Source organism: Pseudomonas syringae group sp. J248-6 (assembly GCF_032586995.1).
GTDB classification, from domain to species: domain Bacteria; phylum Pseudomonadota; class Gammaproteobacteria; order Pseudomonadales; family Pseudomonadaceae; genus Aquipseudomonas; species Aquipseudomonas amygdali.
The window spans coordinates 71,260-97,595 of sequence record NZ_JAWHOP010000018.1; the positions used below are offsets into that span (position 1 = coordinate 71,260).

The 26,336-nt window shown below is 57.8% G+C and carries 24 protein-coding genes and 2 pseudogenes; 14 read left to right on the top strand and 12 right to left on the bottom strand.

What is annotated here, in order from left to right:
* Window positions 1–54: 54 nt before the first annotated feature.
* The 4 genes from gltP to RYC17_RS20700 form a co-directional block, all read right to left on the bottom strand.
* Window positions 55–1,386, bottom strand: a complete 1,332-nt coding sequence (gene gltP / locus RYC17_RS20685; RefSeq protein WP_316904279.1) for a glutamate/aspartate:proton symporter GltP — start codon at window positions 1,384–1,386, stop codon at window positions 55–57.
* Window positions 1,387–1,842: 456 nt separating this feature from the next.
* Window positions 1,843–2,748, bottom strand: coding sequence for a 30S ribosomal protein S6--L-glutamate ligase (gene rimK / locus RYC17_RS20690; protein ID WP_003318100.1), 906 nt, complete (start codon window positions 2,746–2,748; stop codon window positions 1,843–1,845).
* Complete coding sequence (locus RYC17_RS20695) at window positions 2,745–3,188, bottom strand: ATP-dependent zinc protease (RefSeq protein WP_170947379.1); 444 nt, start codon at window positions 3,186–3,188, stop codon at window positions 2,745–2,747. Before RYC17_RS20695 ends, rimK begins: the two co-directional genes overlap by 4 nt.
* 49 nt (window positions 3,189–3,237) lie before the next feature.
* Entirely contained in the window at window positions 3,238–4,020 is a 783-nt protein-coding gene (locus RYC17_RS20700) for an EAL domain-containing protein (protein WP_122280186.1), read from the bottom strand.
* Window positions 4,021–4,191: 171 nt separating this feature from the next.
* Here RYC17_RS20700 and RYC17_RS20705 point away from each other — a divergent pair, with 171 nt between their 5' ends.
* The 3 genes from RYC17_RS20705 to RYC17_RS20715 all read left to right on the top strand — a co-directional run bounded on the left by RYC17_RS20705 (window position 4,192) and on the right by RYC17_RS20715 (window position 7,398).
* Window positions 4,192–4,599 (top strand): RNA-binding S4 domain-containing protein, encoded by a 408-nt coding sequence (locus tag RYC17_RS20705; RefSeq protein WP_044310511.1) that lies wholly within the window; start codon window positions 4,192–4,194, stop codon window positions 4,597–4,599.
* A gap of 172 nt (window positions 4,600–4,771) precedes the next feature.
* On the top strand, window positions 4,772–5,674 hold the full coding sequence (hslO, locus tag RYC17_RS20710; RefSeq protein ID WP_122259072.1) for an Hsp33 family molecular chaperone HslO: 903 nt from the start codon (window positions 4,772–4,774) through the stop codon (window positions 5,672–5,674).
* 179 nt (window positions 5,675–5,853) lie between these two features.
* Window positions 5,854–7,398, top strand: coding sequence for a phosphoenolpyruvate carboxykinase (locus tag RYC17_RS20715; RefSeq protein WP_316904283.1), 1,545 nt, complete (start codon window positions 5,854–5,856; stop codon window positions 7,396–7,398).
* Between the two features lie 153 nt (window positions 7,399–7,551).
* Here the strand turns inward: RYC17_RS20715 and RYC17_RS20720 are convergent.
* From RYC17_RS20720 to RYC17_RS20730, 3 genes and pseudogenes are all read right to left on the bottom strand, one after another.
* Window positions 7,552–7,746: pseudogene (locus RYC17_RS20720) on the bottom strand (T6SS amidase immunity protein Tai4 family protein); the annotation flags it as partial.
* Window positions 7,747–7,791: 45 nt separating this feature from the next.
* Complete coding sequence (locus RYC17_RS20725) at window positions 7,792–8,214, bottom strand: hypothetical protein (RefSeq protein WP_410478467.1); 423 nt, start codon at window positions 8,212–8,214, stop codon at window positions 7,792–7,794.
* Window positions 8,215–8,313: 99 nt separating this feature from the next.
* Window positions 8,314–9,618: pseudogene (locus RYC17_RS20730) on the bottom strand (DUF6402 family protein); the annotation flags it as partial.
* Window positions 9,619–10,061: 443 nt separating this feature from the next.
* On the opposite strand from RYC17_RS20730, the gene RYC17_RS20735 reads away from it, so the two are divergent.
* Window positions 10,062–10,562, top strand: coding sequence for a GNAT family N-acetyltransferase (locus RYC17_RS20735; protein WP_193601229.1), 501 nt, complete (start codon window positions 10,062–10,064; stop codon window positions 10,560–10,562).
* A gap of 18 nt (window positions 10,563–10,580) precedes the next feature.
* Here RYC17_RS20735 and RYC17_RS20740 read toward each other — a convergent pair whose 3' ends face one another.
* The 5 genes from RYC17_RS20740 to RYC17_RS20760 form a co-directional block, all read right to left on the bottom strand.
* Window positions 10,581–11,153 (bottom strand): hypothetical protein, encoded by a 573-nt coding sequence (locus RYC17_RS20740; protein ID WP_316904319.1) that lies wholly within the window; start codon window positions 11,151–11,153, stop codon window positions 10,581–10,583.
* A 138-nt stretch (window positions 11,154–11,291) separates the two neighbouring features.
* Window positions 11,292–11,999, bottom strand: coding sequence for a hypothetical protein (locus tag RYC17_RS20745; RefSeq protein WP_316904285.1), 708 nt, complete (start codon window positions 11,997–11,999; stop codon window positions 11,292–11,294).
* Window positions 12,000–12,538: 539 nt separating this feature from the next.
* Window positions 12,539–13,252 carry a cupin domain-containing protein gene (locus RYC17_RS20750; RefSeq protein ID WP_316904286.1) on the bottom strand — a complete coding sequence of 238 codons (714 nt, stop codon included), beginning with the start codon at window positions 13,250–13,252 and terminating at the stop codon, window positions 12,539–12,541.
* A 160-nt stretch (window positions 13,253–13,412) separates the two neighbouring features.
* Window positions 13,413–14,270 (bottom strand): GNAT family N-acetyltransferase, encoded by an 858-nt coding sequence (locus tag RYC17_RS20755; protein ID WP_316904288.1) that lies wholly within the window; start codon window positions 14,268–14,270, stop codon window positions 13,413–13,415.
* 145 nt (window positions 14,271–14,415) lie between these two features.
* The gene (locus RYC17_RS20760) at window positions 14,416–14,769 is read right to left on the bottom strand and encodes a hypothetical protein (RefSeq protein WP_227447903.1); all 354 of its coding nucleotides are present in this window, start codon (window positions 14,767–14,769) and stop codon (window positions 14,416–14,418) included.
* A 35-nt stretch (window positions 14,770–14,804) separates the two neighbouring features.
* Here RYC17_RS20760 and RYC17_RS20765 point away from each other — a divergent pair, with 35 nt between their 5' ends.
* From RYC17_RS20765 to argE, 10 genes are all read left to right on the top strand, one after another.
* Window positions 14,805–15,473, top strand: a complete 669-nt coding sequence (locus RYC17_RS20765) for a haloacid dehalogenase type II (RefSeq protein ID WP_058400889.1) — start codon at window positions 14,805–14,807, stop codon at window positions 15,471–15,473.
* A 66-nt stretch (window positions 15,474–15,539) separates the two neighbouring features.
* Window positions 15,540–16,814 (top strand): NAD(P)/FAD-dependent oxidoreductase, encoded by a 1,275-nt coding sequence (locus RYC17_RS20770; RefSeq protein WP_058409787.1) that lies wholly within the window; start codon window positions 15,540–15,542, stop codon window positions 16,812–16,814.
* 89 nt (window positions 16,815–16,903) lie between these two features.
* Complete coding sequence (locus RYC17_RS20775) at window positions 16,904–18,541, top strand: ABC transporter substrate-binding protein (protein ID WP_058400887.1); 1,638 nt, start codon at window positions 16,904–16,906, stop codon at window positions 18,539–18,541.
* 31 nt (window positions 18,542–18,572) lie between these two features.
* Entirely contained in the window at window positions 18,573–19,529 is a 957-nt protein-coding gene (locus RYC17_RS20780; RefSeq protein ID WP_002555958.1) for an ABC transporter permease, read from the top strand.
* Window positions 19,526–20,404, top strand: a complete 879-nt coding sequence (locus RYC17_RS20785) for an ABC transporter permease (protein ID WP_316904293.1) — start codon at window positions 19,526–19,528, stop codon at window positions 20,402–20,404. Before RYC17_RS20780 ends, RYC17_RS20785 begins: the two co-directional genes overlap by 4 nt.
* A gap of 1 nt (window position 20,405) precedes the next feature.
* A complete protein-coding gene (locus RYC17_RS20790) occupies window positions 20,406–22,247 on the top strand; it encodes an ABC transporter ATP-binding protein (RefSeq protein ID WP_316904295.1) in 1,842 nt (613 codons plus the stop codon).
* Window positions 22,244–22,555, top strand: a complete 312-nt coding sequence (locus RYC17_RS20795) for a (2Fe-2S)-binding protein (RefSeq protein WP_122259065.1) — start codon at window positions 22,244–22,246, stop codon at window positions 22,553–22,555. Before RYC17_RS20790 ends, RYC17_RS20795 begins: the two co-directional genes overlap by 4 nt.
* The gene (locus tag RYC17_RS20800; RefSeq protein WP_316904297.1) at window positions 22,534–23,943 is read left to right on the top strand and encodes an NAD(P)/FAD-dependent oxidoreductase; all 1,410 of its coding nucleotides are present in this window, start codon (window positions 22,534–22,536) and stop codon (window positions 23,941–23,943) included. Before RYC17_RS20795 ends, RYC17_RS20800 begins: the two co-directional genes overlap by 22 nt.
* The gene (locus tag RYC17_RS20805) at window positions 23,940–25,094 is read left to right on the top strand and encodes an NAD(P)/FAD-dependent oxidoreductase (RefSeq protein ID WP_058400883.1); all 1,155 of its coding nucleotides are present in this window, start codon (window positions 23,940–23,942) and stop codon (window positions 25,092–25,094) included. Before RYC17_RS20800 ends, RYC17_RS20805 begins: the two co-directional genes overlap by 4 nt.
* Window positions 25,091–26,248 carry an acetylornithine deacetylase gene (gene argE, locus RYC17_RS20810; RefSeq protein ID WP_316904298.1) on the top strand — a complete coding sequence of 386 codons (1,158 nt, stop codon included), beginning with the start codon at window positions 25,091–25,093 and terminating at the stop codon, window positions 26,246–26,248. Before RYC17_RS20805 ends, argE begins: the two co-directional genes overlap by 4 nt.
* The last annotated feature ends 88 nt before the right edge of the window (window positions 26,249–26,336 follow it).

The following is a 26,336-nucleotide window of genomic DNA, read 5'->3' on the forward strand; positions in this document are numbered from 1 at the left end:
ACCTGAAAACAACAAACCCCGGAGGTCCGGGGTTTGTCAGCGTATTGGCGAAGATCAGTCAGCCGTCGGCTGGCCCATCGGCACAGGTTCCTTGCTGCGCCAGTGCGGCAGGGAGTTCCAGTAGCGCTCGCCCTTTTCATCGTCGTACATGCCTTCCCAGCGCGAGATGACCAGCACTGCCAGGGCATTGCCGATCACGTTCAAGGCGGTGCGCGCCATGTCCATGATCCGGTCGACACCGGCGATGAATGCCAGACCTTCCAGCGGGATACCGGCGCTGCCCAGCGTTGCCAGCAGCACCACGAAGGAAACACCCGGCACACCCGCGATACCTTTGGACGTGACCATCAGCGTCAGTACCAGTATCAGTTGCGCGCCAATCGACAGGTCAATGCCATACAGCTGGGCAATGAATATCGCCGCAATGCTCTGATAAAGCGTCGAGCCGTCGAGGTTGAACGAGTAACCCGTCGGCACCACGAAGCTGCAGATCGCTTTCGGCGCACCATAGGCTTCCATCTTCTGGATCACGCGTGGCAGTACGGTTTCGGAGCTGGCGGTGGAGTAGGACAGAATCAGCTCGTCCTTGAAGATGCGCATCAGCCTGATCACCGAGAAGCCGAATGCCCGAGCGATCAGTCCCAGCACCACGAAGGCAAAGAAAGCGATGGCCACGTACACCAGAATCACCAGCTTGGCGAGCGGCAACAAGGAGGCGAAACCGAAGTTGGCGACGGTCACCGCAATCAGCGCGAACACGCCGATCGGCGCGTAGTTCATGATCATGTGTGTGACCTTGAACATGGTTTCCGAGACGCCCTGAAACAGTTTCACCAGCGGCTCACGGACCTCGGCCTGCAGGCTGGAAAGCCCGAGACCGAACAGCACTGAGAAGAAGATGATCGGCAGCATCTCGCCACGCGCCATGGCGGCAAAGATGTTGGACGGGATCAGGTTGAGAATGGTCGCGATAAATGCGTGATCGTGCTGAACCTCGGCCGTAGTCTGCTGATACTTGGAGATATCAACGGTGCCCAGGGTGCTCATGTCGATGCCGGTGCCCGGATGGAACACATTGGCCAGCACCAGGCCCACCAGAATGGCGATGGTGGTCACGACTTCGAAATAGAGGATGGTCTTCAGACCGATGCGCCCCAGTTTCTTGGCGTCGCCTACACCCGCGATGCCTACAATCAGCGATGCGACAACGATAGGGATAACGATCATCTTGATCAGACGAATGAAGATATCGCCCGCAGGCTGCAGGAGATTGGTGATCCACCAGGCCTTCTCGGCGCTGAAATGGTTGAGCAGCGCACCCACCGCGATACCCAGTACCAGTCCGATAAGAATCTGCCAGGCCAGACTCAGCTTTGCCTTCTTCATATTATTACCCTTGTTCAAAGTGGCTTGGGCAAGTCCAAGACCGATGCGCCGAGCGTGCTTTTCAAAGCAGTTTCAGGGCAGGGGATCCCTTTGGAAATGTCCCGAGAAGGTCACCGCAGACGAGCATCCCGGCTCTGTAGCAGGCGAAAAAAGTCGCAACTATTCCCATGGCACGCGCATACGTCTAATGCCGTAAACGACTACCTCATGCTCAATCGGCATACAAATAAGCAGAAATGTGTTGATTTATGTCGCGAGGCGAGAGGGCGATTCGGCGCGAAGGTGGCTAAAACGTCGTCTTCGGCCTGATGGAGAGAAGCGGGTTTGCAGAAAGAACATAGCGCTGCTGAATCGATTACTCGGCGCATTTAACAGATGTACGGTAGTGCAGTGCTCAGGCCAGCTTATCCGCAGACAAGCTCATGGCCTGAGCGATTGAGTCGAGTCGCCGCCCTGTCAGCCTTTTCCTTTGGTGCGGGTCATGTGCGGGCCGCTGTTTTTCTCCAGATACTCGATAATCATCCCGGCCACATCCTTGCTGGTGGTGACTTCAATGCCTTCCAGGCCAGGTGACGAGTTGACCTCCATCACCAATGGGCCGTGATTGGAGCGCAGAATATCCACACCCGCCACACTCAAGCCCATGACCTTGGCTGCACGCAATGCAGTCATGCGTTCTTCCGGGGTGATCTTGATCAGGCTGGCACTGCCGCCACGGTGCAGGTTGGAGCGAAACTCGCCCGGTTTGGCCTGACGCTTCATCGAGGCGATGACCTTGTCACCGACAACGAAGCAGCGAATATCAGCACCGCCCGCTTCCTTGATGTACTCCTGCACCATGATGTCCTGCTTGAGCCCCATGAAGGCTTCAATCACCGATTCGGCTGCCGTGGCGGTTTCGCACAGCACCACGCCGATGCCCTGAGTGCCTTCCAGCACCTTGATGACCAGCGGCGCGCCGTTGACCATCTGGATCAGGTCGGGAATATCGTCAGGCGAGTGGGCAAAGCCTGTCACCGGCAAGCCGATGCCCCGACGTGACAGCAGTTGTAGCGAGCGCAACTTGTCGCGCGAGCGGGCAATGGCGACCGATTCATTGAGCGGAAACACACCCATCATTTCAAACTGACGCAACACCGCACAGCCATAGAAAGTCACCGAAGCACCGATGCGCGGAATCACCGCATCGAAGCCCTCCAGAGGTTTGCCGCGGTAGTGGATCTGCGGCTTGTGGCTGGCGATGTTCATATAGGCGCGCAGGGTGTCGATCACCACCATCTCATGGCCACGCTCAATGCCAGCTTCGACCAGACGACGGGTGGAATACAGACGCGGATTACGCGAAAGCACAGCGATCTTCATGCAACACCTGAGGAAGTAGAGGCCGGGAACACCGGCTTGTCTTGTACGTAAGTTATGCCCGGATTGACCACCAGTTGGCCGTCGATCAGCGCTTTGGAACCCAGCAGCAGTCGATAACGCATCGACTTGCGGCAAGCCAGTGTGAATTCCACTGGCCAGATACGATCACCCAGGGCCAGCGTGGTGCGAATGACGTAACGCACCTGCGCGTGGCCGTTGGAGCTTTTAATGGTTTTCATGGCAACCAGTTGCGCCTCGCAGCGGCGATGGCGCAACTGAACCACAGTGCCCAGATGCGCGTTGAAGCGCACCCATTTCTGGCCATCGCGCTCAAAAGGTTCGATTTCGGTGGCATGCAGGCTTGACGTGCTCGCACCGGTATCGATTTTTGCCCGCAGGCCCGCCACCCCCAGGTCGGGAAGCGCCACCCACTCGCGCAGGCCGATGACTGTCAGATGGTCGAATGTCTTCAATGCGATTCCGTATTTCTCAAGACTTCTGCCAGGCGTCAGGTGCTATCTGCGCCAGGGCTTTGAATGCAGGTTTGGCGAACAGATAGCCCTGCATCAGGAAAATGCCGCAATCGGCGAGAAAGTCCCGCTCCTCAACCTGCTCTATACCTTCGGCAATGAGCTTAATCCCCAAGTCCGAACACATTGTGACAACACCACGAACAATAGCCTGACGCGCGCGATCACGATGAATGTCGCGAATCAGGTTCATGTCGAGTTTTATCAGGTCTGGCTGAAAGTCCGCGAGCAGCGTCAGCCCGGAATACCCGGCACCGAAATCATCGATAGCGGTCATAAAGCCGAACTCGCGATATTCGCGCAGAATGTTGCTCAAATGACCATTGTTATTCACATGCTCGCTTTCGATGGTTTCGAAAATCAAGCGCTCGATAGGGAAGTTGTGTTGCCTGGCGGCCTCCAGCGTACTGCGGATGCACAGCTCGGGACGATACACGGCGTTGGGCAAGAAGTTGATCGATAAACGCTCGGTCATGCCCAGTTTCGCGGCACCAGCAATGGCGGTGGTCCGACAGGCCTGATCGAATCGATAGCGGTTCTGGTCGGTGACCTGACTCAGGACTGACATCGCGCCCTCGCCATTGGGCCCGCGAACCAGCGCCTCATGGGCGAAAATCGACTGGTCGTGATGGTTCACGATCGGCTGATAGGCGTAGTCAAACGAGAAATCCAGCTCTGGACTGCCAGTGCATCCAGCACACCCTTTTCTAGGGGCGGTCAACGAAGTTGGAAAATCTGTCACGTCGCGCTCCATATAGGTGTGGGGCAATAAAAAGATGAATAGCTGTTTTTGACAAGCACATATCGGTTACTTCATGTTCATGGGGGCACAGAAAAAGGGGGCGAGCATGTGCCGTCGCTTTGTTTATCTGGCCTGGTAAAGTTCAGACTGTCACATTGATGAGGAATTCAAATGGCGCAAAAGCCAGAAGAAGACGATAAGGTCCGCCTGGATAAATGGCTCTGGGCCGCGCGCTTTTTCAAAACACGTGCGCTGGCCAAAGCGGCTATCGAAAGCGGCAAGGTGCACTGTCGCGGCGAACGTTGCAAGCCCGGCAAGGAGCCGCGTATCGGTGACGAGTTTCAGATTCGCATGGGCTTCGACGACCGCACGGTGGTGGTCGAGGCATTATCCATCGTTCGGCGTGGCGCGCCGGAGGCTCAAACGCTGTATCACGAGACGCCCGAGAGCATCGCCAGACGCGAGAACGCGGCGGCTCAGCGCAAGGCCGGCAACCTGGGAGTAACCACCGACGGAAAGCCGACCAAGAAGCAACGCCGGGAGCTTTTCGGTTTCCGCGCCAGCCAGAGCAACGACTGAAACACTGCACCGGGCAGCTCCGGCGATCAGCCCGAAGGGCCAACCCGCTTGGAAGCGCACCGGATAGCTCCTAAAATGCCGGTCAATCCGCATGACCGCGGCGCTTTCGAGTGCCGGACGGTGCTTGCTCAGCCGCGTGCCATCCAATGTCATTACTTCAGATACCTTCCCTATGCATGATTTACCGGACACCGATTTCACCCAGCGCTTCATCTTCGACGAAAGCGACGTTCGCGGAGAACTGGTCGCTCTGGAGCGCAGTTACGCCGAAGTGCTCGCCAAGCATCCCTATCCGGAGCCGGTCGCGCAGTTGCTCGGCGAACTGATGGCGGCGGCTGCGCTGCTCGTCGGCACCCTCAAATTCGACGGCCTGTTGATCCTGCAGGCTCGCTCCAGCGGCGCAGTGCCATTGCTGATGGTCGAGTGCTCCAGCGAACGTGAGCTACGTGGCATCGCTCGATACGACGAATCGCTGATCAACCCCGGCGCGGGCCTTCAGGACATGATGCCTGACGGATCGCTGGCGCTGACCGTCGACCCGCGCCAAGGCCAGCGTTATCAGGGCATCGTGGCGCTGGATGGGGTCGACTTGTCGGAAAGCCTCTCCAACTACTTCGTGATGTCCGAGCAGCTGGGTTCGCGTTTCTGGCTCAAGGCTGACAGTCATCGTGCGCGTGGATTGCTGCTGCAACAATTGCCTGCCGCGCAGATCACCGACGCTGAAGAGCGTGATGCCAACTGGGAGCATGTCATCACCCTGGCCAACACTCTCACGGCCGAAGAAATGCTGAGTCTGGATAACCAGACCATCCTGCATCGCCTGTTCCACGAAGACCCGGTTCGCCTGTTCGATATTCAACCGATCTGCTTCCGTTGCAGCTGCTCTCGCGAACGATCTGCCAATGCGCTGGTCAGTCTCGGGCTGGAGGACGCGCAGCAATTGGTGATCGAGCACAACGGCACGATCGAGATCGACTGCCAGTTCTGCAACGAGCGCTACCTGTTCGATGCCACTGACGTTGCACAGCTGTTTGCTGGCGGCGGTGTCGATTCGCCGTCTGACACGCGCCATTGATCAGCGCGTAAAGCCCCTCAGAATACGGTATGGGCCCTTGTAATGCTGTTCTGACAGGAGGGTCCTACCATTTCTGGGCATTTCTGGCATAATCCGGCCCACTTTTACGCTGTAGTAGTGGTTGTTTTTTTACTACAAAACCGTTTGGAGCACTCGGCTACAGGCCGACGGGGAACCTCATGACGCAAATCAACAACGCTGTGCACACCGATCTGAGCACCGACGAACTGGTCAAGGAAGCCCTTGCCCGTAACGAAGGCGTACTTTCCGACACTGGCGCACTGGTTGTGGAGACAGGCCATCGTACTGGCCGTTCGCCGGTCGATCGTTTCATCGTTGAAGAGCCGAGCACCCAGGACGCAATCGCCTGGGGCCCGATCAACCGCAAGTTCCCGTCCGAGAAATTCGACGCCTTGTGGAACCGCGTCGGTGCGTACCTCGCCGAGCGCGAGCGCTTCGTTTCCCACGTTCATGTAGGCTCCGATCCTGCGCACTACCTGCCCGTCAAGATGACCACCGAGACTGCGTGGCACAATCTGTTCGGCCGTTGCCTGTTCATCAACCCTGAACAGTACAACCCGGCTGGCAAGGACGAGTGGGAAATCCAGAACGCGCCATGGTTCGTTTGCGACCCTGAGCGTGACGGCACCAACTCCGACGGCACCGTTATCATCAACTTCGCCGCTCGCAAGGTACTGATCGCAGGCATGCGTTATGCCGGCGAAATGAAGAAAGCCATGTTCTCGGTGCAGAACTTCCTGCTCCCGGCTTCGGACGTTCTGCCGATGCACTGCGCAGCCAACATGGGCGAAGAGGGCGATGTAACCCTGTTCTTCGGCCTGTCCGGCACCGGCAAGACCACCCTGTCCGCCGATGAAAGCCGTTACCTGATCGGTGACGACGAGCACGGCTGGGGCGAAGGCGTTGTGTTCAACATCGAAGGCGGTTGCTATGCCAAGTGCATCGACCTGTCCGAGAAGAACGAGCCGGTCATCTGGAAAGCCATTCAGCACGGCGCGGTACTGGAAAACGTCGTACTCGACCCGGTCACCAAAAAAGCCGACTACGCCGACAGCAGCCTGACCCAGAACAGCCGTGCGGCCTACCCGCGTGAACTGATCGAAAAACGCGCACCGAAAAACCTCGGTGGTGAGCCGAACGCCGTTATCTTCCTGACCTGCGACCTGACCGGCGTACTGCCGCCTGTGTCGATCCTCAGCGAAGAACAGGCCGCCTACCACTTCCTGTCGGGTTACACCGCACTGGTCGGCTCGACTGAAATGGGTTCGGGTTCGGGCATCAAGTCCACCTTCTCCACCTGCTTCGGCGCACCGTTCTTCCCGCGTCCGGCTGGCGAATACGCAGAACTGCTGATCAAGCGCATCCGTGGCTTCAAATCCAAGGTCTACCTGGTCAACACCGGCTGGACCGGCGGCGGCTACGGCGTCGGCAAGCGCTTCAACATCCCGACCACCCGTGGCGTGATCGCAGCGATCCAGAGCGGTGCACTGATCGGTGCCGAAACCGAGCACCTCGACACCATCAACCTCGACGTACCGAAGTCGGTACCCGGCGTAGACACCGGCCTGCTCAACCCACGCAACACCTGGGCTGACAAGGCTGCCTACGACGAAGCCGCCAAGGCCCTGGCTGGTCTGTTCGTGGAGAACTTCAAGAAGTTCGACGTGAGCGACGCCATCAAGGCTGCGGGTCCGAAGTTGTAAGAAGCTTTAATTAGCCTCTTTAAAAAACCGCCTTCATCAGGCGGTTTTTTTTGGTCCTGGAATTGAGTACTTGATGTAGGCCCTTTCAGATTGCGAACCGACGATTGAATCGCGTCCGCACAATCTGCGTGGAAATGTCAGCGTTGGCATCTGTCATTTATTATCTTGCCTATGTGCGTGGCCCGGTTTTATTACAATATTCTTTACCAGAACATTGAATTTTTTACTGTGGTAGAGATCAAGGCACTTTAATAAATCAAACTTTACGCCCTTTACTTCAGAGCCAGCCAGAGGGCTTGTATAGTCTCTGGCTAAATACTTATCAATGAGCGCTTCCACTGCATCAGGGCTTTTCTAAAATCCGTAATAAGCCCATTCGTATGAAGACCAAAATTACAGGGGAAGCCTTGCGCGAATCCATTCCAAGCGTGTAGGAGGCATAGTGATTGCGTGGTCTTTTTGCTCCCTGTCGTCTTGATAGGTGATACTGTTATCAGAAACCTTAAGCGGCTCATGTCCGGGCTGGCCGTCCCAAAAGATCCTATAGTATCTCCTGGCTAACAGCTCGCCTTGATCGTCGAAGATAGTCAGCCGGACCCTCTCCATGCCATCGCCATTAAAAAGACTGTTGTTGAGTCCGGCTCCGCAAATATTTATTATAAATTTCTCATTGTCGAAGTTTTTTGTGCCTCCGTTTAATTCTTTAGTGTGGTTGTAGCTCTGGCAGTCAGTATTGTCTAGCACGTTAAATGCAGTGGAGTAAACAACCAAAGCAATAAACATAAAAACAAAGAAGAAAAAAGACCAGAGGTACATTTTTCTTACATGGGCTCTGAGGGTTTGCATAATGTCCAGCTTTATGATAATAGGCTTTTTTAGTTTATGTATTTCAGGTCTGCTGTAAATCATAAAATCGCCACCCCGACCATGCTTTTCTCTCCACTCACTATAAGAGCTATTGTACACAGGCCAGTAAACATCTTTCTCCATAAATTTTCTGACAATACCTGTTCTTTTATCTACTGGCTTGTCAATCTGCCCGCCAGGCAAATAGTCCCAATTGATTTTAGTTTCAGTTATAGGGGTACTACCCATATTAGTATGAATTTTCTTACCGTCAACAAGATCACTGACAACGGCAGAGTAGGAAAGAATCATGTCATTTTTGTTCCAGTGCCCTAGGTATTGACTATTGCCATCATTTTTGTCGTTAAAGGAATAGTTATCTTTCAGGTAGGTATATACACTAGTGATGGTCGCTGTAGCTTCAGCGCAAAAAGTTTTGGTTCTGGCTTTATCGTCATATCTGTAGAATTTTTCCACAGCAACTTCAACCATGCCAATAGCAGCATAGATATTAAAATTTCCTAGCGTGGCAGTGAGATCAGTTAAACTCAGGCCGTCAAGAGTGTTACTTGTTGATATAGCCTGAAATTGAATTTGCCAGTCAATATGAAACTGCCTGATATCCCTTATCCAAGGAGACGTATCAAAGGAAAGATTTGCTGCCGAACTAGAATCATCGAATTTATTTTTTACATGCTTGAGGATTTTTTGTTTAGCACCTGCAATTGCTTTTTCAGAGTAAATTTTTTCCTCAACCAATTCATTAAATTTTTCTGCTACGCTTCCATACTTCAAAGCCCATTTTAATGTCGCTGTTGTGTCATCAATGGGTTGAACTGAATTGGGTTGGTCATTGTAGATATGCTTAGGGTTAGCGAACCACCGTCTGGCGATTTTGGCAGCTGTCGGCCAACCTATTTTGTCCATAGCCAAAGGAACATCCTGAAGATCGAACTTTGGAAGCTTTTCCTTATCTTCCGCATCGCTCTCTAACGTATAGGGCTTTGAGGGTTTGGTTTCCCCGGAGGATGGTTTATTACTTTTAACTTCAGTAAGCGATCTCTTACCTTCCGCTTCTGTTTTTTGCGCTATGAGTTGCTCTTTACTGCGCTCTGTGGGCTTTAAGACTACTTGACCGGGCGCGCAACGATCATAGGAGATTTCTTGCGAAGTATTGATGGGGACAGCACCTTCTAGTCCATCATTTTCTTTCCATACTTTGCCACGAAAAATAGACCGTTTCATCGTGTAGTAAGGTATTTTCTTTACTTCAGCCATAAACCCTTTCCTTGGTAAAACAATCAAATCCCAAATCCGCTCAGCACCTCTTGCGCAGCGGCAGGACTGCCGGAGCAAAGCAATGCAGGTCTGCATTGTTTAGCCTGTGTACCCAAACCGTCAATTTCGCTGCACAACGGAGTATCAATTCTCTCTCCATGTGACTCGATTAACATTGTGAGCCCGCACGTCCGCGACGTTTGACCGCGTGATGGATGGCCTAGCCTGTGCCGTTCATGCGTCGCAAATTCTGCCCATATGGCTATTGCTTCGGCCACAGCGCATTAGGCCAGTGATCAGCTCAATCGCAGCGGTCGGGAGTTGTCCACCCCGAGTGGTGGAGGGGCAAGACTGATCGCCTGATTCAACGGCAACCGCCGTAACCGCGAGGTCGCCGGAGCCATGTTGTAATTAAACATCTTCGAGTCCGTCCCTCATGCGGACCCCGTAAATGCTCATGAAGACGCTCCGACTTGTCGGGGCGTTTGCTTGTCTGGAATACTGATTTCCATTTGTGACGATGGACAAGGAGGTGGTTTGTGACAGCGACCGGAATTCAGGTACGTCGTTTTGTGCCGAACGATGAGCAAGGTGTGTCGGCATTGATCCTGCCCATCCAGCGTGAAGAATTCGGCATCCCCATCACCGCCGAGGATCAGCCTGATCTGAAGGCGATTCCAGAGTTTTACCAGACCGGCACCGGCGATTTCTGGGTCGCGGTGCAAGGTGATCACGTCGTCGGCAGTATCGCGCTCAAGGACATCGGCTCAGGGCAGGCAGCGCTGCGCAAGATGTTCGTTGCCGCGCCGTTTCGCGGCAAAGAGTTCTCGATTGCAGCCAGGCTGCTGGACCGTTTGATCGAAGAGTCGACTCGCAAAGGCGTGACCGAAGTGTTTCTGGGTACAACCGACAAATTTCTCGCCGCACATCGATTTTATGAAAAGCACGGTTTCCAGGAGATCGCAAAAGAGGATCTGCCTGCGAGCTTTCCGCTGATTGCGGTGGACAGCAAGTTCTACGTGCTGGGTCTGAACCCTTAGTAACGCTGTGGCCGCAGCTCAGCCCAACGGATTAAACCCGCTCGCCGCACTGCAATAGCGTTGGCGAGTGGCGGATTCAGCGAGACGCTTGCACTGCTCCTTGAAATACACCTTGGCACCCTTGCGACACTCCCGATATTCGATTGAGCCTCTACGCCAGTTACGGCACACGCTGGTGCCGTCGATTTGAGCATCTGTAACGATCCATTCAGCGTGATAGGTGCGCTTCCTGTCCCACTGCCACACAACGGCCGACTCAACGAATTGCGCCGCTGCGAGCCTTGGCTGCGGCCTTTGCTGTTGTGCCTTGTAGTGGCTCATGTAGCTCGCAGACACCATGCCCTGTGCGCTTGAATTTTGAAATGTCTCTTGGCCTCTGCCGAATCGACAGGTAGCGACCGTTTCGCCGATGAGATTATCCGGTCCCATGCACTCAGACAGCGTTTGGGGGCGGCCCGGCGTCTCGTGTAGTGGTAGCGGAGCAACGGCTGGAGCGTCGGCAACGACGAAAGCAGAAGATAGCGCAGGCGCGGCATCGATTGTTTTCGGCAAATGCTTGTAATGAAACAGGCCGTAAGCGCACAGCCCCATCAGTAAAAGCACCATCAATAGATAGTGCTGGAGCGTCGGAGCACTCCTTGACTTGCGGCGCTGAGCGCGCGCAATTGTGTCTTCCTCGTCGACACTCAAGTTCTCGTAAGCGTCACGGCGATTCTTCATGTCTTGCAATCAAGTCTCCTGAATATCTGACTGGCTTTTCCGCGCGTTGAAAATGTCCATGGCCCAGCTGTCGTCCGATGTGATGAGCGCAGCGTAATTGGCGGGGTATTGTGCTTTTTCTATCGGTGGCAGCTGGTCGTAGTGGGCGAGAAGCATGACCAGCGTTTGAGTGCTTTTGCCGGTTTCGTTGTATTCGTCGGTATACCTTTGGCATATGGCCCTTTTCCATACTTGCTCTTGAGAGTAGTTTTCGGAGTACGCGGCATTTCTTTCGTTTATTGTGAAGTCGCCACCCTCGTCATAAATAATCAACCTCAGTTGATCCTGAGATAAACCTGCGAATGGGTTTTTTCCTGCCCCGTTGTTGAACGAAGTCGCTTGCATGGCTCTTTCGAGCAATGCAGGGTCGTCCGTATCCGGAATCTCTGCGTCGTGCAGTTTTCTATTGGCGTGATAGCTGTTGCCTGCAATTTTGTCACTAATACTGTTTGCCAGAGACCTCAGGCTTTTGAAGTCAAGACTGCTGTCGCGAGCCTGAGCTCGTGCGGCACTACTACTTAATTGACGGGACAATGTCGAGAAGGTGGCACCGTCAATAGCAGATGCAGAATCAAGTTCTTTCAGGCTGGAGTTTAAAGTCGTGGCGGAGGTGCTTTTCTCGACAGTCGTTAGTGCAGTTTTATGGGTGAGGTGTGTGAGGAATGTTGTATCAATCATGCTGCGTCCTCGCGGCAGGGGCCAATCCATGGCTTTATATTCACTCTTTGTATCGGCCCAGCCAGACACCGCTTTAGTTTTCCGCTGAAAAGCGTGCGTATCAAAATGCTACACGCACGCTCCGGGGGCTTATTTCATGGTGAACTCAGCAGCCCACGCGTAGCTGGAGAGATTGGTGACGCGAGACGTCGCCGCGCAGACAGCGCCGCCTTCAGAGTTTGAAGGCGTGCGCATAATGAATGCGTCGGTCAGATAAAATGCCTCCAGTTAATTTAATAGATAAACGTTAAAGCGACGCATGAGGCGTATCGCTATCTTACTGTGCCCGTCAGGAGCAAATTTTTACTTGCTGACATTTGTTGTGTTTTTTTAACACAGGCGACAAGGAACGCAAGTAGGAAACTTCTGATTCTTCGCGCATTGGCAAAAGATATTTTTTATTCTTGCCTTTTAGCGCTGCATTGGATTAACTGCGCTGGCGAGAGCTAAGCATATAAGTATGTTGCGCCCTACAAGGCTGAAGGGCGCAATAACTTTCTTTACGTCACCGCATAAAACTTGCGCACATACCCCGTGCTGGTCCATTTGCAGGGCGCGCCCTGGGCGACGAATACGGTATCGCCGGTATTCACAGTCAGGCTCGAGCCGTTTTCCAGGCTCAACACTACGCTGCCTTCGATCAGGTTCATCAGCTCATGGATTTTGTGCGGGCGCGAGATGCGCTCGTAGGGTGTGGAGTCCCAGACGCCGATGCGCAAAGTGCTTGCGGTGTCTTCAAACAGGTTGTTGCTGCGGCACTGCGGCAGCGCGCTGATCATGATCGCCGGGTCTGGCGGTGAGGACGGTGTGAGCATGGCGAGGCGGTCCAGAGCGGTAATACCGGGTTTGTCGGGGCCATTGGCCTGAGTGGATACGCAGAACGCCCAGAGGCTGTCCGGTTGCGCTTCGATACGTACTTGCGTGCCACGACCGATCACGGCACTTTCGCCGGTGCTGATGGTGATGCTGCCGGTGCCAGAGGTCAGCGTGACGCTGCCGCGATGCATCACCAGCATTTCGGTGTAGGGGTAGGCCTCCACCGAGAGCGCCGTACCCAATTCAACGATGCCAGCCGCAATACCCTGTTCATCGACAAATGCTGTGCGGCGGCCACTGTCGAACGGGTCATGCGCATCAATGGGGCCGGTGGTGAATTCGGTATCTACCGGGCTGAGGTCAGCGCGGGCCAATAGCAGGACTGTGGGTTGGGGCATTGGGTTGGGCTCCTGAAGTTGAAGAGTGGCTGATCGTTCCCACGCTCTGCGTGGTAATGCCTTTCGTGACGCTCTGCGTCACATGCTCAAGACCGGACGCAGAGCGTCCAGAACTGCATGCCAACGCAGAGCATTGGCACGATGATGTTCTTCCGGGCGATCAGCCGATCGCCTGGGTAATCAGCGCAAACTGGCGCACGCCCTGGCGGGCTTGCGGAACTGCGCCCATGCTCATGCAGGTCACGCTGTCGACACGCTTGAGGCCAGCTTCGTCCAGCCAGTCGGCCAGGCCGCAGTCGGTCGGGATGTCGATGCGTACAAATGCGTAAGGCACTTTGGCCAGCAGTTGCTCGATCATGTGGCGGGCCTGTTCCACCGTCTGGGCGACAACAGGGCCGATGCACAGGCCACGGCCGAAAGGACGCAACAGGGCAAAAGCCTGCAACTGGCCATCGCGTTCGATGCCGACTGCGTGCTCAAGGTTATTCAGCACATCGCCCAGCGTTGCCGAACGGTCCATGCCCGAACCGGCGTTGGCCAGTTCCAGCACGCGAGCGTGGTCAGCCTCGCTCAGCGCACGACTGCTTTCCTGTGCTTTCAATGCGGTTGTGTCGGGCAGCTGTGCCTGCCCCTGACGCTGCTGAACCTCACCAAAACTGACGAAGCCCATTTTTTCGTACAGCGGGGCGCCGGCAAGTGTTGCATTGAGAATGGCGGTGCGCGGCGGCACGCTGCCGACAGCAAGCTCCATCAATTTGCGGCCAATGCCCTTGCCTTGATAGTCGTCGCTGACAATCACCAGACCGATAGTGGAAAACTCGCCCTGATGGCAGGCGAAGGCACTGCCGATCAAGCGACCGTTGTGTACTGCAACAAAGCCTTGGGCGACACGTTGCAGCATGGCCCAGTCTTCCAGTCGATGCGGCCACTTCAGGGCAATGGATAACTCATGAGCGTTGCCGACGTCGGCTGCGGTCATGGGGCGAAATTCAAAGTCGAGGCGTTGCTGAGCGAGCATGACGTGTCTCCGTCCAGAAGGATGCACCGGCAAAATAAAGGCTGCGGCAAGCTTGCTGTATCCCACCTGATGCGGGCGCTGACAAGAGGTCTGCAAGCATTCGGCAGATTCCACAAACCGCCGTTCGCCAGACCACAGTTACTGCTTAAATCGGGCGGGCACCCGGCAGCAAATGCTTGTGGTTTTTCTTCGGCTTCAGGCTCTTTATATAGCCGCCGGAATTTGCTGCTCGCAGATCACTGGCGCGGCGCAGTTTCTGCGGTGCAAACCCGCGCCCTTGAGCCCGAGCGCCCTGAAAAGGGTCAAAAAAGCGCCAAAAACCGGGGGCTGCCCAAGGCTGGAGCGCCCCGCAAAGTCTGCTGAGCGCGCACCTCAAAACGGTGGTTTCTATCAAGCAGCCATCACTTTTAACGCCATATGCTGATTTCACGGTGTTGTAATGAGGTTGTGCTGCAGCGTGCATCACCGCCCTTGGAAATGAGGCCGGATTGCTCGTCATGCCATGACCTCAACGAACTTTCAGGACCGCACACAATGAGCTTTCTTCGACCAAAATTCATTACGTTCGACTGCTACGGCACGTTGACCAATTTCCACATGGGCACCATGACGCGCGAGCTCTTTGCCGACCGCGTTCCGGCTGAACAGATGGATCAGTTCGTCAAGGATTTTTCGGCGTATCGTCTGGATCAGGTCATGGGGGACTGGATGCCGTACGACGAAATTCTCAAGGTTGCACTGGCTCGCACCTGCAAGCGCTGGAACGTTGAATACCGCGAAGAAGGCCAGCTGTATTACGACGCCGTGCCGACCTGGGGCCCACATGCTGATGTACCCGCCGGGCTGTCGAAAATCGCCGACAAGATCCCGCTGGTGATTTACTCCAACGCCAGCGACAGCCAGATCATGTCCAACGTCGACAAACTCGGCGCACCGTTTCACAAGGTGTTCACCGCTGACCAGGCCAAGGTCTACAAGCCACGTCTGGCAGCCTTCGAATTCATGCTCGACAACCTGGGTTGCGGCCCGGAAGACATCTTGCATGTGTCTTCAAGCTTCCGTTACGACCTGTTTTCCGCACACGACATGAAAATCAAGAACAAGGCATTTGTGGCGCGTGGTCATGAACAGCCAGCTCACAGCTCTTATGAATACCACCAGATCCCGGACATCGGCGGGCTGGCCGGGCTGGTCGGCCTCTAAACCGGACAACTCGCGCAACACCGGCATTTTTCAAGGTGCTCTTCTATGAGTGACAAGGGGAACAGAATGCGCAGTGAGTCTTACTGGCTCGATACGGCTCCAGACTTTACCGGCGCGCAGGACGGCGCAGTGGAGGGGCAGGCTGACGTTGTGGTGGTCGGTGGCGGTTTCACCGGTCTTGCGGCGGCGCGTGCATTGGCCTTGAAAGGTGCCAGCGTGGTGGTTCTGGAAGCTGGCCGGGTGATCGGCGAAGCGTCGGGCCGCAACGGCGGACAGTGCAATACCGGCGTGGCTCAGGACTACGCGTCATTGAGCGCGACCCTGGGGGCCGATCAGGCGCGCGAGTATTACAAGGCTTATGAAAGTGCGGTGCAGAGCGTCGTCACTGTGGTCGAGCAGGAAAACATCGCCTGCGACATCAAGCGTAACGGCAAGCTCAAGCTGGCGGCCAAGCCAGGGCATTACGAAGGACTGGCGCGCACCTGCGAGCTGATTCGTCGTGAGGTCGATGCCGACGTTGAGTTGCTGTCTGCTGAGGACGTGCGCAGCGAAATCGATTCAAACGAATTTCACGGTGGCCTGCTGCAGCGCAACGGTGTGCAGATGCACGTCGGCCGTTTCGGCCTGGGCCTGGCCGATGCGGCTGTGCGTCACGGCGCAAAGGTATATCAGGGTGCCACGGTGAAGGACTGGAAAGCCAACCGTGGCGGCTTCGTGGTCAACACCTCGAAAGGCTCTATTCAGGCCGGGCAGGTGTTACTGGCGACTGGTGCCTGCCAGCACGGCGGGTTGGGCTGGTATCGCCGACGCATCGTGCCGGTCGGCAGTTTCGTCATCGTTACCGAAGTATTGCCACAGGCGCTGATTGACCAGCTGTTTCCCAACCAGCGCGCTTACGTGACCAGCCGTTTGATCGGCAACTATTTCCGTCTGACCCCGGACAACCGCCTGCTGTTCGGCGGGCGGGCACGCTTCGCCATGTCCAACAGCAGTTCCGATGCCAAGAGCGGCAAGGTGCTGCAGGCGGCGATGGTGCAGATGTTCCCGCAACTGGCGCACGTCAAGATCGACTACTGCTGGGGCGGGCTGGTGGACATGACGTCCGACCGTCTGCCGCGTGCAGGCGAACACAACGGCGTCTTCTACTCGATGGGTTATAGCGGCCATGGTGTGCAGATGTCGGTGCATATGGGGCGGGTGATGGCTGAGGTCATGGAAGGCAAGGCGTTGGCCAATCCCTGGAAAGACCTGAACTGGCCAGCCATTCCCGGCCACTTCGGCAAGCCGTGGTTTCTGCCGCTGGTAGGTGCGTATTACCGCTATCAGGACAGCCGCCACTGAGTTTTGTTTAACCGTCGTGTGTGCTTGAAGGACGCTCCGGCCAACCGTGAGCAACTCGGAATTTCCCCTTTTCGACAGGTAGAACTGATATGGCTGACAAAAAAACCGACTCCCAGCTAATCACAGGCGAAGACAGCCTGCGTGTTTTCGAAGGTCTCAATCGTGGTCTGTCGCGGCGCGATGCGCTGCGTATGCTGGGTGTTGCAGGTGTGGTTGCGGCGGGCTCGACCAGCCTGTTCGGTGCGGCGGGCAAGGTTTTTGCCGATGACGCCGATGCGCCTGTCAAAGGCAAGCCAGGCGGGCGCATTCGTGTAGCGGGCATGTCCAGCTCCACCGCTGACACACTTGATCCGGCCAAAGGCGCGCTGTCTACCGACTACGTTCGCCATTTCATGTTCTACAACGGTCTGACCCGTTTCGACAGCCATCTGGTTCCGCACATGGAACTGGCCGAGAAGATCGAGAGCGACAACGCCACGGTCTGGACCGTCACCCTGCGCCAGGGCGTGACCTTCCACAACGGCAAGGCATTGACCGCTGGCGACGTGGTGTTCTCCCTGTCGCGCCACAAGGACCCGGCCACCGGTTCTAAAGTCCTGCCGCTGATGGCGCAGTTTTCCGAGATCAAGGCCACTGGCCCGCTGGAAGTACAGATCACCCTCAGCTCGCCAAACGCCGAGTTGCCATCGATCCTCGCGGTTTCGCACCTGCTGATCGTGCCCGAAGGCACGACAGATTTCAGCAAGGGCATCGGTACCGGCCCGTTCACCGTCAAGGAATTCAACCCTGGCGTGCGTTCGGTCAGTGCGCGCAACCCTAACTACTGGAAACCAGGCCTGCCGTACCTGGACGAGATCGAATTCATTGCCATTGCCGACGAGCCGTCACGCGTCAACGCGCTGCTGTCCGGCGACGTGCACATGATCAACGAGGTCAACCCGCGCTCGACCACACGCATCGCGGCCAGTGCCAAGCACCGCGTTGTGGATGCGCCGTCCGGCAACTACACCGACCTGATCATTCGCCAGGACCAGATGCCCGGCAAGAGCCCGGAATTCACCGAGGCCATGAAGTACCTGCTGGACCGTGAACAGGTCAAATCGGCTGTGTTCCGTGGCTATGCCCGCGTCGGTAACGACCACCCGATTGCGCCCGGCTCGCGCTACTTCAACGCTGACCTGCCGCAACGCGCCTATGACCCGGAAAAGGCCAAATTCCTGCTCAAGAAAGCCGGCATGGAAAAAATCACCATGGCCGTAGCGGCATCGCCTGCTGCGACCGGTTCGGTGGACATCGCCGTGCTGCTGCAACAGTCGGCCAAACAGGCCGGGCTGACGCTCAACGTCAACCGCCTGCCGAGCGATGGCTACTGGTCCAACCACTGGATGAAGCACCCGCTGAGCTTCGGCAACATCAACCCGCGACCGAACGCCGACGTGATCTTCTCGCAGTTCTTCCAGTCCTCGGCACCGTGGAACGAATCCGGCTGGAAAAACGATCAGTTCGACCAGTTGCTGCTGCTGGCCCGCGGGGAAACCGACGACGCCAAGCGCGCCAAAATGTACGGCGACATGCAGACTCTGGTGAGCCAGAACTGCGGCATCGGCATCCCCGTGTTCATCAGCAACATCGACGGCGTGGACAAGCGCGTTCAGGGCTATTCCAGCAACCCGCTGGGCGGCTTCATGGGCTACATGTTCAGCGAGCAGGTTTGGCTGGACGCGTAAATGCAACGCTGAACCGAGCAGGAGGATGCAGATGAATAGCAACACACTCTGGTTGATCGTGCAGCGCTTCGGCGCGGCCATCGTGACGTTGTTGATCGTTTCCATCGTGGTCTTCGCCATTACGGCGGTGTTGCCTGGAGACGCGGCACAACAGGCCCTTGGGCAATTCGCGACGCCTGAACAGGTCGCCGCATTGCGTACAAAACTGGGCCTGGATCAGCCAGGTGTGGTGCGTTACCTGCATTGGTTGACCAACCTGCTCGGTGGCAACTTCGGTGAGTCGGTGTCCAACGCAATGCCGGTGTCCGAGCTGATTGCCGGGCGCTTTCCGAAAACCCTGATGCTGTCGGCAACTACCGCGCTGGTCTCGGTACCACTAGCGCTGGCACTGGGCATTGGCGCAGCGATGTACCGCGGCAGCCGCCTTGATGGGGCGCTGAGTTTCATCACGCTGACCCTGGTGGCGGTGCCCGAATTTCTGGTGGCCACCCTGGCGGTGCTGATTTTCGCCGTTAATCTGGGCTGGCTGTCGGCGTTGTCGTATGGCGGTGACGTCAGCTCGCCGTGGCAGTTCATGCGTACTTACGCGCTGCCGGTGATGACCCTGTGCTGCGTGATCGTGGCGCAAATGGCGCGCATGACCCGCGCTGCGGTCATCGACCAACTGGACAGCCCGTATGTGGAAATGGCCCGCCTCAAGGGCGTCAGCCCGGTGCGTATCGTGCTGCGCCACGCCTTGCCCAACGCTATCGGGCCCATCGTCAACGCGGTGGCGCTGAGCCTTTCCTACCTGCTGGGTGGGGTGGTTATCGTTGAAACCATCTTCAACTATCCCGGCATCGCCAGCCTGATGGTCGATGCTGTAACCAACCGTGACATGGCGTTGGTTCAGGGCTGCACCATGCTGTTCTGCTCCGCTTACCTGGGTCTGGTGCTAATGGCCGACCTGTGTGCAATTCTTTCCAATCCGAGGCTGAGAACCCAATGACTCAATTCATTGCGAAATCGACGCCTGAAGCGCCGGCACCGGTGCTGCGCAAAAAAGCGTCCCGCCCCACCTCATGGCTTGGCTTGCTGGGCGCAACGGTGTGCTTTATCTGGCTGATGGTTGCGCTGTTCGGCCCTTGGCTAGCGCCACATGCTGTCGGCGAAGTGGTTTCCGACAACATGTTTGAAAGCATGAGCGCGCTTTATCCATTCGGTACTGATTACCTGGGCCGCGACATGCTCAGCCGGGTGCTGGTCGGCGCGCGCTTTACAGTGGGCCTGGCGCTGATTTCGGCGGTACTGGCGAGCGGCATCGGCACGCTTTGCGCCCTGTTGTCGGTGGTCGCGCCAAAATGGCTGGACGAAATCATCAGCCGCCTGATGGACGCGTTCATCTCGATCCCCAGCAAAATGCTGGCGCTGATCATGGTCTCGGCGTTCGGCTCCTCCGAAGTGCTGCTGATCTGTACGGCGGTATTGAGCTACACGCCGGGAGCGTTTCGTATCGCGCGCAGCCTGGCGGTGAATATCGAGGCGCTGGAATACGTGCAAGTGGCGCGCACGCGGGGTGAGGGTCGTATCTACATTGCCTGCCGGGAAATTCTGCCGAACATGCTCAACCCGGTCATGACCGACCTGGGGCTGCGTTTTGGTTTTATCGTGTTACTGCTCAGCGGCATGAGCTTTCTGGGGCTTGGCGTGCAGCCGCCCGATGCCGACCTTGGCTCGCTGGTACGCGAGAACATCGGCGGCCTCAGCCAGGGCGCTCCGGCCATCGTGATCCCGGCGCTGGCCATCGGCACGCTGACCATCGGTGTCAACCTGTTCATCGACCGGCTGGCCTCACGGCGCGGTCGCCGCTCGGGAGGGCATTGAAATGAGCCAGTTGATTCGTGTGCAAGACCTGCGCGTGGTTGCCGATGGCGATCAGGGCGAGCTGGAGATCGTCAAAGGCGTCAGCTTTTCGCTGGAAAAAGGCGAAGTGCTGGCGTTGATTGGCGAGTCCGGCTCGGGCAAGACGACTATTGCGCTGGCCCTGTTGGGGTATGCCAGACGCGGCTGCAAACTGGCTGGCGGTGTGGTTCAGGTGGGCGAGCACGACATGCTCAGCCTGCCCGAAAGCCAGTTGCAGGGCCTGCGCGGCAACCGTGTTTCCTACATCGCGCAAAGTGCCGCGGCGGCTTTCAACCCGGCAAAAAAACTTATTGATCAGGTTATCGAAGGCGCGCTGATTCATGGTCTGGGCAGCCGTGCAGACCTGCAAGCCAAGGCCGTAGAGCTGTTCCGCGACCTGGCCTTGCCCAACCCGGAAAGCATCGGCCAGCGCTATCCGCATCAGGTTTCGGGCGGTCAGTTGCAACGAGTGATGGCGGCCATGGCGCTGATCAGCGACCCGTTGCTGGTGATCCTCGACGAGCCGACCACGGCGCTGGACGTCACCACGCAGATCGACGTGCTGCGCGCCTTCAAGCGGGTGGTGCGCGAGCGCGGTGCGACGGCAGTCTATGTCTCCCACGACCTTGCCGTCGTGGCGCAGATGGCTGATCAGATCGTGGTGCTCAATGGCGGGCGGATTATCGAGCAGAGCAGCACTGGAGCACTGCTCAAAGGCCCGGAAGACGCCTATACCCGAAGCCTGCTGGCAGCGGCGCGGCCCGACAAAGTACTGAAACCGGCCAGCGAAGTGGTCAAGGACAGCACGCTGTTGACCATCAAGGGCCTGACGGCGGGCTACGGCAAAAAGAACCTGCAAGGCATGCCGATGATTCGCGTGCTGGAAGACATCGACCTGACCATTCGCCGTGGTCAGGCCATTGGCGTGATCGGCGAGTCCGGTTCGGGCAAGTCGACCCTGGCCCGTGTGGTCGCCGGTCTTCTGGACCCGGCGCACGGCAGCCTGACATTCGACGGTGCCGAATTGTCCGGTACCCTCGCGGGACGCACCGAAGAGCAGTTTCGGCGCATCCAGATGGTGTTCCAGAACGCCGACACCGCGCTCAACCCGATGCACAGCATCAGCGCAATTCTGGCGCGCCCGTTGAAGATGTATTTCGGCCTGAAGGGCAAAGCCCTGCATGATCGCATTGACGAACTGATGGACCTGGTGCGCCTGCCTCGCGAGCTGGCCGAGCGGCGTCCCAACGAACTGTCGGGGGGCCAGAAACAACGCGTCAACCTGGCCCGTGCGCTGGCGGCCAAGCCGGACCTGATCCTCTGTGATGAAGTGACCTCGGCGCTGGATACCGTGGTGGGCGCGTGCATCCTTGAACTGCTCGGCGAACTGCGCCGCAAGCTGGGCGTTTCCTACCTGTTCATCAGCCATGACATTTCCACCGTCCGCGCGCTGTGCGACGACATTGTGGTGATGTACAGCGGCCACAAGGTCGAAGAGGGCAGCCGCGAAGCGTTCAGCCGTGTGCCGTTCCATCCGTACACCGACCTGCTGGTGCACTCAGTGCCGGAACTGCGTCAGGGCTGGCTGGAAACCTGTGGTGTGACCAGCGGCAAGCTGCCACCCATCAGCGCCCCGGCCAACAACCCCGAACTGTGTACCTTCCTCAACCGTTGCCCGGCCCGTGTCGAAGGCCTGTGCAACAAGACTGCCCCGAGCCGTCGCATGATCGCAGGCGGCAGCGAGATCCTCTGCCATCGCGACAGCGACGAACTGCAGGCCGTACAAGAAAACCTTAATCCTGTGACCGTGGGAGCCTACGCATGAGTGGCCGTTTTGTGAGACTGGGCGAGCGTGATCGCCCGGTTGTGAGCCTGATGGTCGACGGCGCACCCATAGAAGCATTACAGGGCGACACCTTGATGGTGGCGTTGCTGACCCGCAAAGCCACGCTGCGCCAGTCCGAGTTCGACCCCGGACGCCGTGCCGGGTTTTGCCTGATGGGTGCCTGTCAGGATTGCTGGGTCTGGACCCGCAGCGGCGAGCGCCTGCGCGCCTGCTCCAACGAAGTCCGCGAAGGACTCGATATCGTCACCACCCAACCGGAGGCGAAATGGCCACTTCTTCACGGTTAGACGTTCAGAACCCTGCCAGCCCGAGAGTCGTCATCATTGGCGCTGGCCCGGCGGGCACCCGTTGCGCCGAAACCTTGCTGGCGGCGGGCATCAAACCGATTCTGATCGACGAAAACCGACGCGACGGCGGGCAGATCTATCGCCGTCAGCCAGAAGGCTTCAAGCGCGATTATTCAGCGTTGTATGGCACTGAAGCCGCCAAGGCACGTGACCTGCACGAAAGCTTTGATCGCCTGCGCGCGCAAATCGACTATCGCCCTGACACGCTGGCCTGGAACCTCACGCATGGCGAACTGTGCTGCGCCAGTCAGGGCGTGCACACCGTGGTCGAATACGACGCACTGATCCTGTGTGCCGGGGCCACCGACCGGCTGATGCCGATCAAGGGCTGGCAACTGGCGGGCACCTACAGCCTGGGCGGCTCGCAGATCGCGCTCAAGTCGCAGTCGGTGTCCATCGGCAGTCGTGTGGTGTTCATGGGCAGCGGCCCGTTGCTTTACCTGGTCGCCAGCCAGTACGTCAAAGCCGGTGCCGACGTGGCTGCTGTGCTCGACACTTCGCCGTTCAGCAAGCGCATCGGCGCGATGCCCAAATTGCTCGCGCGCCCAGGCTTGCTGTTCAACGGCATGAAGCTGCTGGCCCAGTTGTACAGCGCCAAAGTGCCGGTGCACCTGGGCGTGCAGCCTGAGGAAATTATCGGCAGCGAGCAGGACGGCGTCACCGGCGTGCGGGTGAAGCTCGCCAACGGCAACTCGCTGTCCGTCGACTGCGATGCGTTGGCGCTGGGTTATCACCTGCGTCCGGAAACCCAACTGGCTGACCTGGCCGGCTGCCAACTGCGTTTCGACGATGCGTCCGGGCAATGGGTGCTGGCGGTCGACGAAGACGGTCGCACCTCGGTGAACGGCGTTTATGCTGCGGGCGACGGCGCAAAAATTCGCGGTGCCGATGCTGCCGAACAGGCAGGGCGGTTGGCGGCGATGGCGCTGCTGGACGATCTTGGCCGGCCTGTGGATAACTCGCGCCGCGAAGAAGTACGCAAGAATCTGCTGGTCATGGACCGCTTCCGTGTCGGGCTGACCGAAGCGTTTCCCTGGCCTGCTGCCCAGGCAGCTGCGTTGCCCGATGAAGCGATTGTCTGCCGCTGCGAGATGATCAGCGCAGGCGAGTTGCGCGGCGTGGTGCGTGAAAAGGGCGCATGCGAAGTCAACCGCGCCAAGGCATTCAGTCGCGTCGGCATGGGCCGTTGCCAAGGGCGTTATTGCTCTCAGGCCGGTGCCGAAGTAATCGCTGCCCAGGCCGGTGTGCCGGTCGAGCAGGTCGGTCGTCAGCGCGGGCAGGCACCGGTCAAACCGCTGTCGATGCTGGTGGACGAGGTGGCCTCATGAAACAACCGAAAGTGGATGTACTGATTGTCGGTGGCGGCTTCATGGGCTCGGCGTCGGCGTTTTTTCTGCGTCAGCGCGGCAAGTCGGTGACGCTGCTGGAGCGCGACGTGATCGGCCAGTACGCCAGCGGCGTCAACTTCGGCAACGTGCGGCGTCAAGGCCGGCACCTTGGTCAGCTGGAACTGGCCAACCGTTCCAGAGCACTGTGGCAGCGATTGCCTGAGCTGATCGGTGAAGACCTGGAGTTTCTGCCCAGCGGTCACATGCGCGTCTGCTATCGCGAGGATGAAATCGCTGAACTGGAAGCTTACGCCGCGGCTCCGGAAGCCCGTGAGCTGGACCTGAAAATCTACAGCGGCAAGGCACTGCACGAGCGTTTCGGGTTTCTCGGGCCGGACGTAAAGGGCGGCTCCTACGCGCCGCACGATGGCCACGCCAACCCGCGTCTGGCCGCACCGGCTTTTGCGCGCGCAGCGATTCGTGCCGGGGCGCGCATCGAAGAGCGTACCGAAGTGGCGCATGTGGAAAAGGTCGGTCACGAATTTGAAGTCACCACCACTGACGGGCGCATTTTTACTGCCGATCAATTATTGATCACCGCAGGTGCCTGGGGGCAAAAACTCTCCGCGCAGTTTGGCGAGCCCGTACCGCTGGAAACCAATGGCCCGCAGATGGCCGTGACCGAACCGGTGCCTTATGCACTGCCGACAGTGATCGGCGTGTTCACCAAAATCCCTCACGAAGTGATCTACTTTCGGCAGATCGCACGTGGCAACATCGTCATCGGCGGTGGCTTTCGCAGCAAGCCGGACATGGTCAACCGCCGCGCCTATGTCGAGCCGCGCAGCATCATCAATCAGGTGCAGCAGATGCGTCGGCTGTTGCCCGGCGTCGGCAACCTGAACATCATCCGCGTGTGGAGCGGCATTGAAGGCTACACGCCGGATTCGCTGCCGGTGATGGGCCGCAGCGGCAAGGTCGACGGGCTGTTCTATGCGTTCGCCTTCTGCGGTCACGGCTTCCAGCTCGGTCCGGGCGTGGGCGACGTGATGGCTGAACTGATCAGCACCGGTACGACCAGCACCTCGATCAGCCCGTTCGACATTCGCCGTTTTGAAATCGTTACCGAACAAGCGAGTAAAGCCTCATGAGCCCCCGCGCCCTGGAAATTCTCAAACGCCTGATCGCCTTCGACACCGTGTCGTCGGAGCCGAACATGGCACTGATCGAATACGTCCGTGAACTGCTGGCCAGCAAAGGCATCGAGTCGCTTATCGTCAAAGACGAGACCGGCAAGAAGGCCAACCTATTCGCCAGCACCGGCCCGCGTGATGTACCCGGCGTGCTGCTGTCCGGCCACACCGACGTGGTTCCTGCGGCCGGTCAGGCGTGGACGATGCCGCCGTTTCAGGCCACCCTGCGTGACGGGCGCATCTACGGCCGTGGCACCTGCGACATGAAGGGCTTTATCGCCCTGGCTATCGACGCGATGCTCAATGCCGCGGACATGCCCCTGATGCGACCGCTGCAACTGGCGCTGTCCCACGACGAAGAGATCGGCTGTGTCGGCGTGCGGCGGCTGCTGGATGTGTTGCATCTGGCACCGGTGCGTCCGTTTCTGTGTGTGGTGGGCGAACCGACGCTGATGCAGTTTGCCGTCGGGCACAAGGGCAAGGCGTCCTATCGCACCTTCTGCCGAGGCCAGGAAGCGCATTCCTCGTTGGCCCCGAGAGCGGTCAACGCGATTCATCTGGCCAGCGATTTCATCGCCGAACTGCGCAACAGCCAGAAACGGATCGAGCAACAAGGCGCGCGTGACGAGGGTTACGACATCCCTTACAGCACCGTGCACATCGGCCGTATCGATGGCGGCAAGGCGCTGAACATTGTGCCCAACCTGTGCACCATGGAATTCGAGTACCGCAACCTGCCGGGCGACAATCCCGAGCTGTTACTCGAGCAACTGCGCGAGCGCGCCGAAGTGCTGGTACGCGAAGCGAAACAATTGTCGGGCGTGGCCGCTATCGAAATCGAAGTGATGAACGAGTACCCGGCACTGGAGACACACCCCAGCGTTGAAGCAGTGCGCATGCTGCATGCATTTGCCGAACCGGGCACACAGCACATCAAGGTCTCCTATGGCACTGAAGGCGGCCTGTTCGCCGGGCGGCTCAACGTGCCGGTGGTGGTGTGCGGGCCTGGCTCCATCGAGCAGGCACACAAGCCGGACGAGTTTATCGAGGAGAGCCAGATGAACGCGGGCGAGCGCTTTTTGCAAAGCCTGCTGGGTTCGTTGAAGCAGTAGAGGCTGCCGTCCGAGGGCAAATTTCAGCATCGGACGCTGCCGTTATCCTGCTTTCAGCATCCTGGACTGCGGCGCCTGCCTAGACTGG

Coding starts and splice junctions, on each gene's coding strand:
- RYC17_RS20785 (WP_316904293.1), top strand. CDS start 19,526: ATGACTCAATTCATTGCGAAATCGACGCCTGAAGCGCCGGCACCGGTG.
- rimK (WP_003318100.1), bottom strand. CDS start 2,748: ATGAAGATCGCTGTGCTTTCGCGTAATCCGCGTCTGTATTCCACCCGT.
- RYC17_RS20755 (WP_316904288.1), bottom strand. CDS start 14,270: ATGCTCGCTCAGCAACGCCTCGACTTTGAATTTCGCCCCATGACCGCA.
- RYC17_RS20715 (WP_316904283.1), top strand. CDS start 5,854: ATGACGCAAATCAACAACGCTGTGCACACCGATCTGAGCACCGACGAA.
- gltP (WP_316904279.1), bottom strand. CDS start 1,386: ATGAAGAAGGCAAAGCTGAGTCTGGCCTGGCAGATTCTTATCGGACTG.
- RYC17_RS20745 (WP_316904285.1), bottom strand. CDS start 11,999: ATGATTGATACAACATTCCTCACACACCTCACCCATAAAACTGCACTA.
- RYC17_RS20705 (WP_044310511.1), top strand. CDS start 4,192: ATGGCGCAAAAGCCAGAAGAAGACGATAAGGTCCGCCTGGATAAATGG.
- RYC17_RS20770 (WP_058409787.1), top strand. CDS start 15,540: ATGCGCAGTGAGTCTTACTGGCTCGATACGGCTCCAGACTTTACCGGC.
- RYC17_RS20750 (WP_316904286.1), bottom strand. CDS start 13,252: ATGCCCCAACCCACAGTCCTGCTATTGGCCCGCGCTGACCTCAGCCCG.
- RYC17_RS20800 (WP_316904297.1), top strand. CDS start 22,534: ATGGCCACTTCTTCACGGTTAGACGTTCAGAACCCTGCCAGCCCGAGA.
- hslO (WP_122259072.1), top strand. CDS start 4,772: ATGCATGATTTACCGGACACCGATTTCACCCAGCGCTTCATCTTCGAC.
- argE (WP_316904298.1), top strand. CDS start 25,091: ATGAGCCCCCGCGCCCTGGAAATTCTCAAACGCCTGATCGCCTTCGAC.
- RYC17_RS20725 (WP_410478467.1), bottom strand. CDS start 8,214: ATGTACCTCTGGTCTTTTTTCTTCTTTGTTTTTATGTTTATTGCTTTG.
- RYC17_RS20805 (WP_058400883.1), top strand. CDS start 23,940: ATGAAACAACCGAAAGTGGATGTACTGATTGTCGGTGGCGGCTTCATG.
- RYC17_RS20795 (WP_122259065.1), top strand. CDS start 22,244: ATGAGTGGCCGTTTTGTGAGACTGGGCGAGCGTGATCGCCCGGTTGTG.
- RYC17_RS20765 (WP_058400889.1), top strand. CDS start 14,805: ATGAGCTTTCTTCGACCAAAATTCATTACGTTCGACTGCTACGGCACG.
- RYC17_RS20740 (WP_316904319.1), bottom strand. CDS start 11,153: ATGGGGCTGTGCGCTTACGGCCTGTTTCATTACAAGCATTTGCCGAAA.
- RYC17_RS20780 (WP_002555958.1), top strand. CDS start 18,573: ATGAATAGCAACACACTCTGGTTGATCGTGCAGCGCTTCGGCGCGGCC.
- RYC17_RS20760 (WP_227447903.1), bottom strand. CDS start 14,769: ATGACGAGCAATCCGGCCTCATTTCCAAGGGCGGTGATGCACGCTGCA.
- RYC17_RS20790 (WP_316904295.1), top strand. CDS start 20,406: ATGAGCCAGTTGATTCGTGTGCAAGACCTGCGCGTGGTTGCCGATGGC.
- RYC17_RS20775 (WP_058400887.1), top strand. CDS start 16,904: ATGGCTGACAAAAAAACCGACTCCCAGCTAATCACAGGCGAAGACAGC.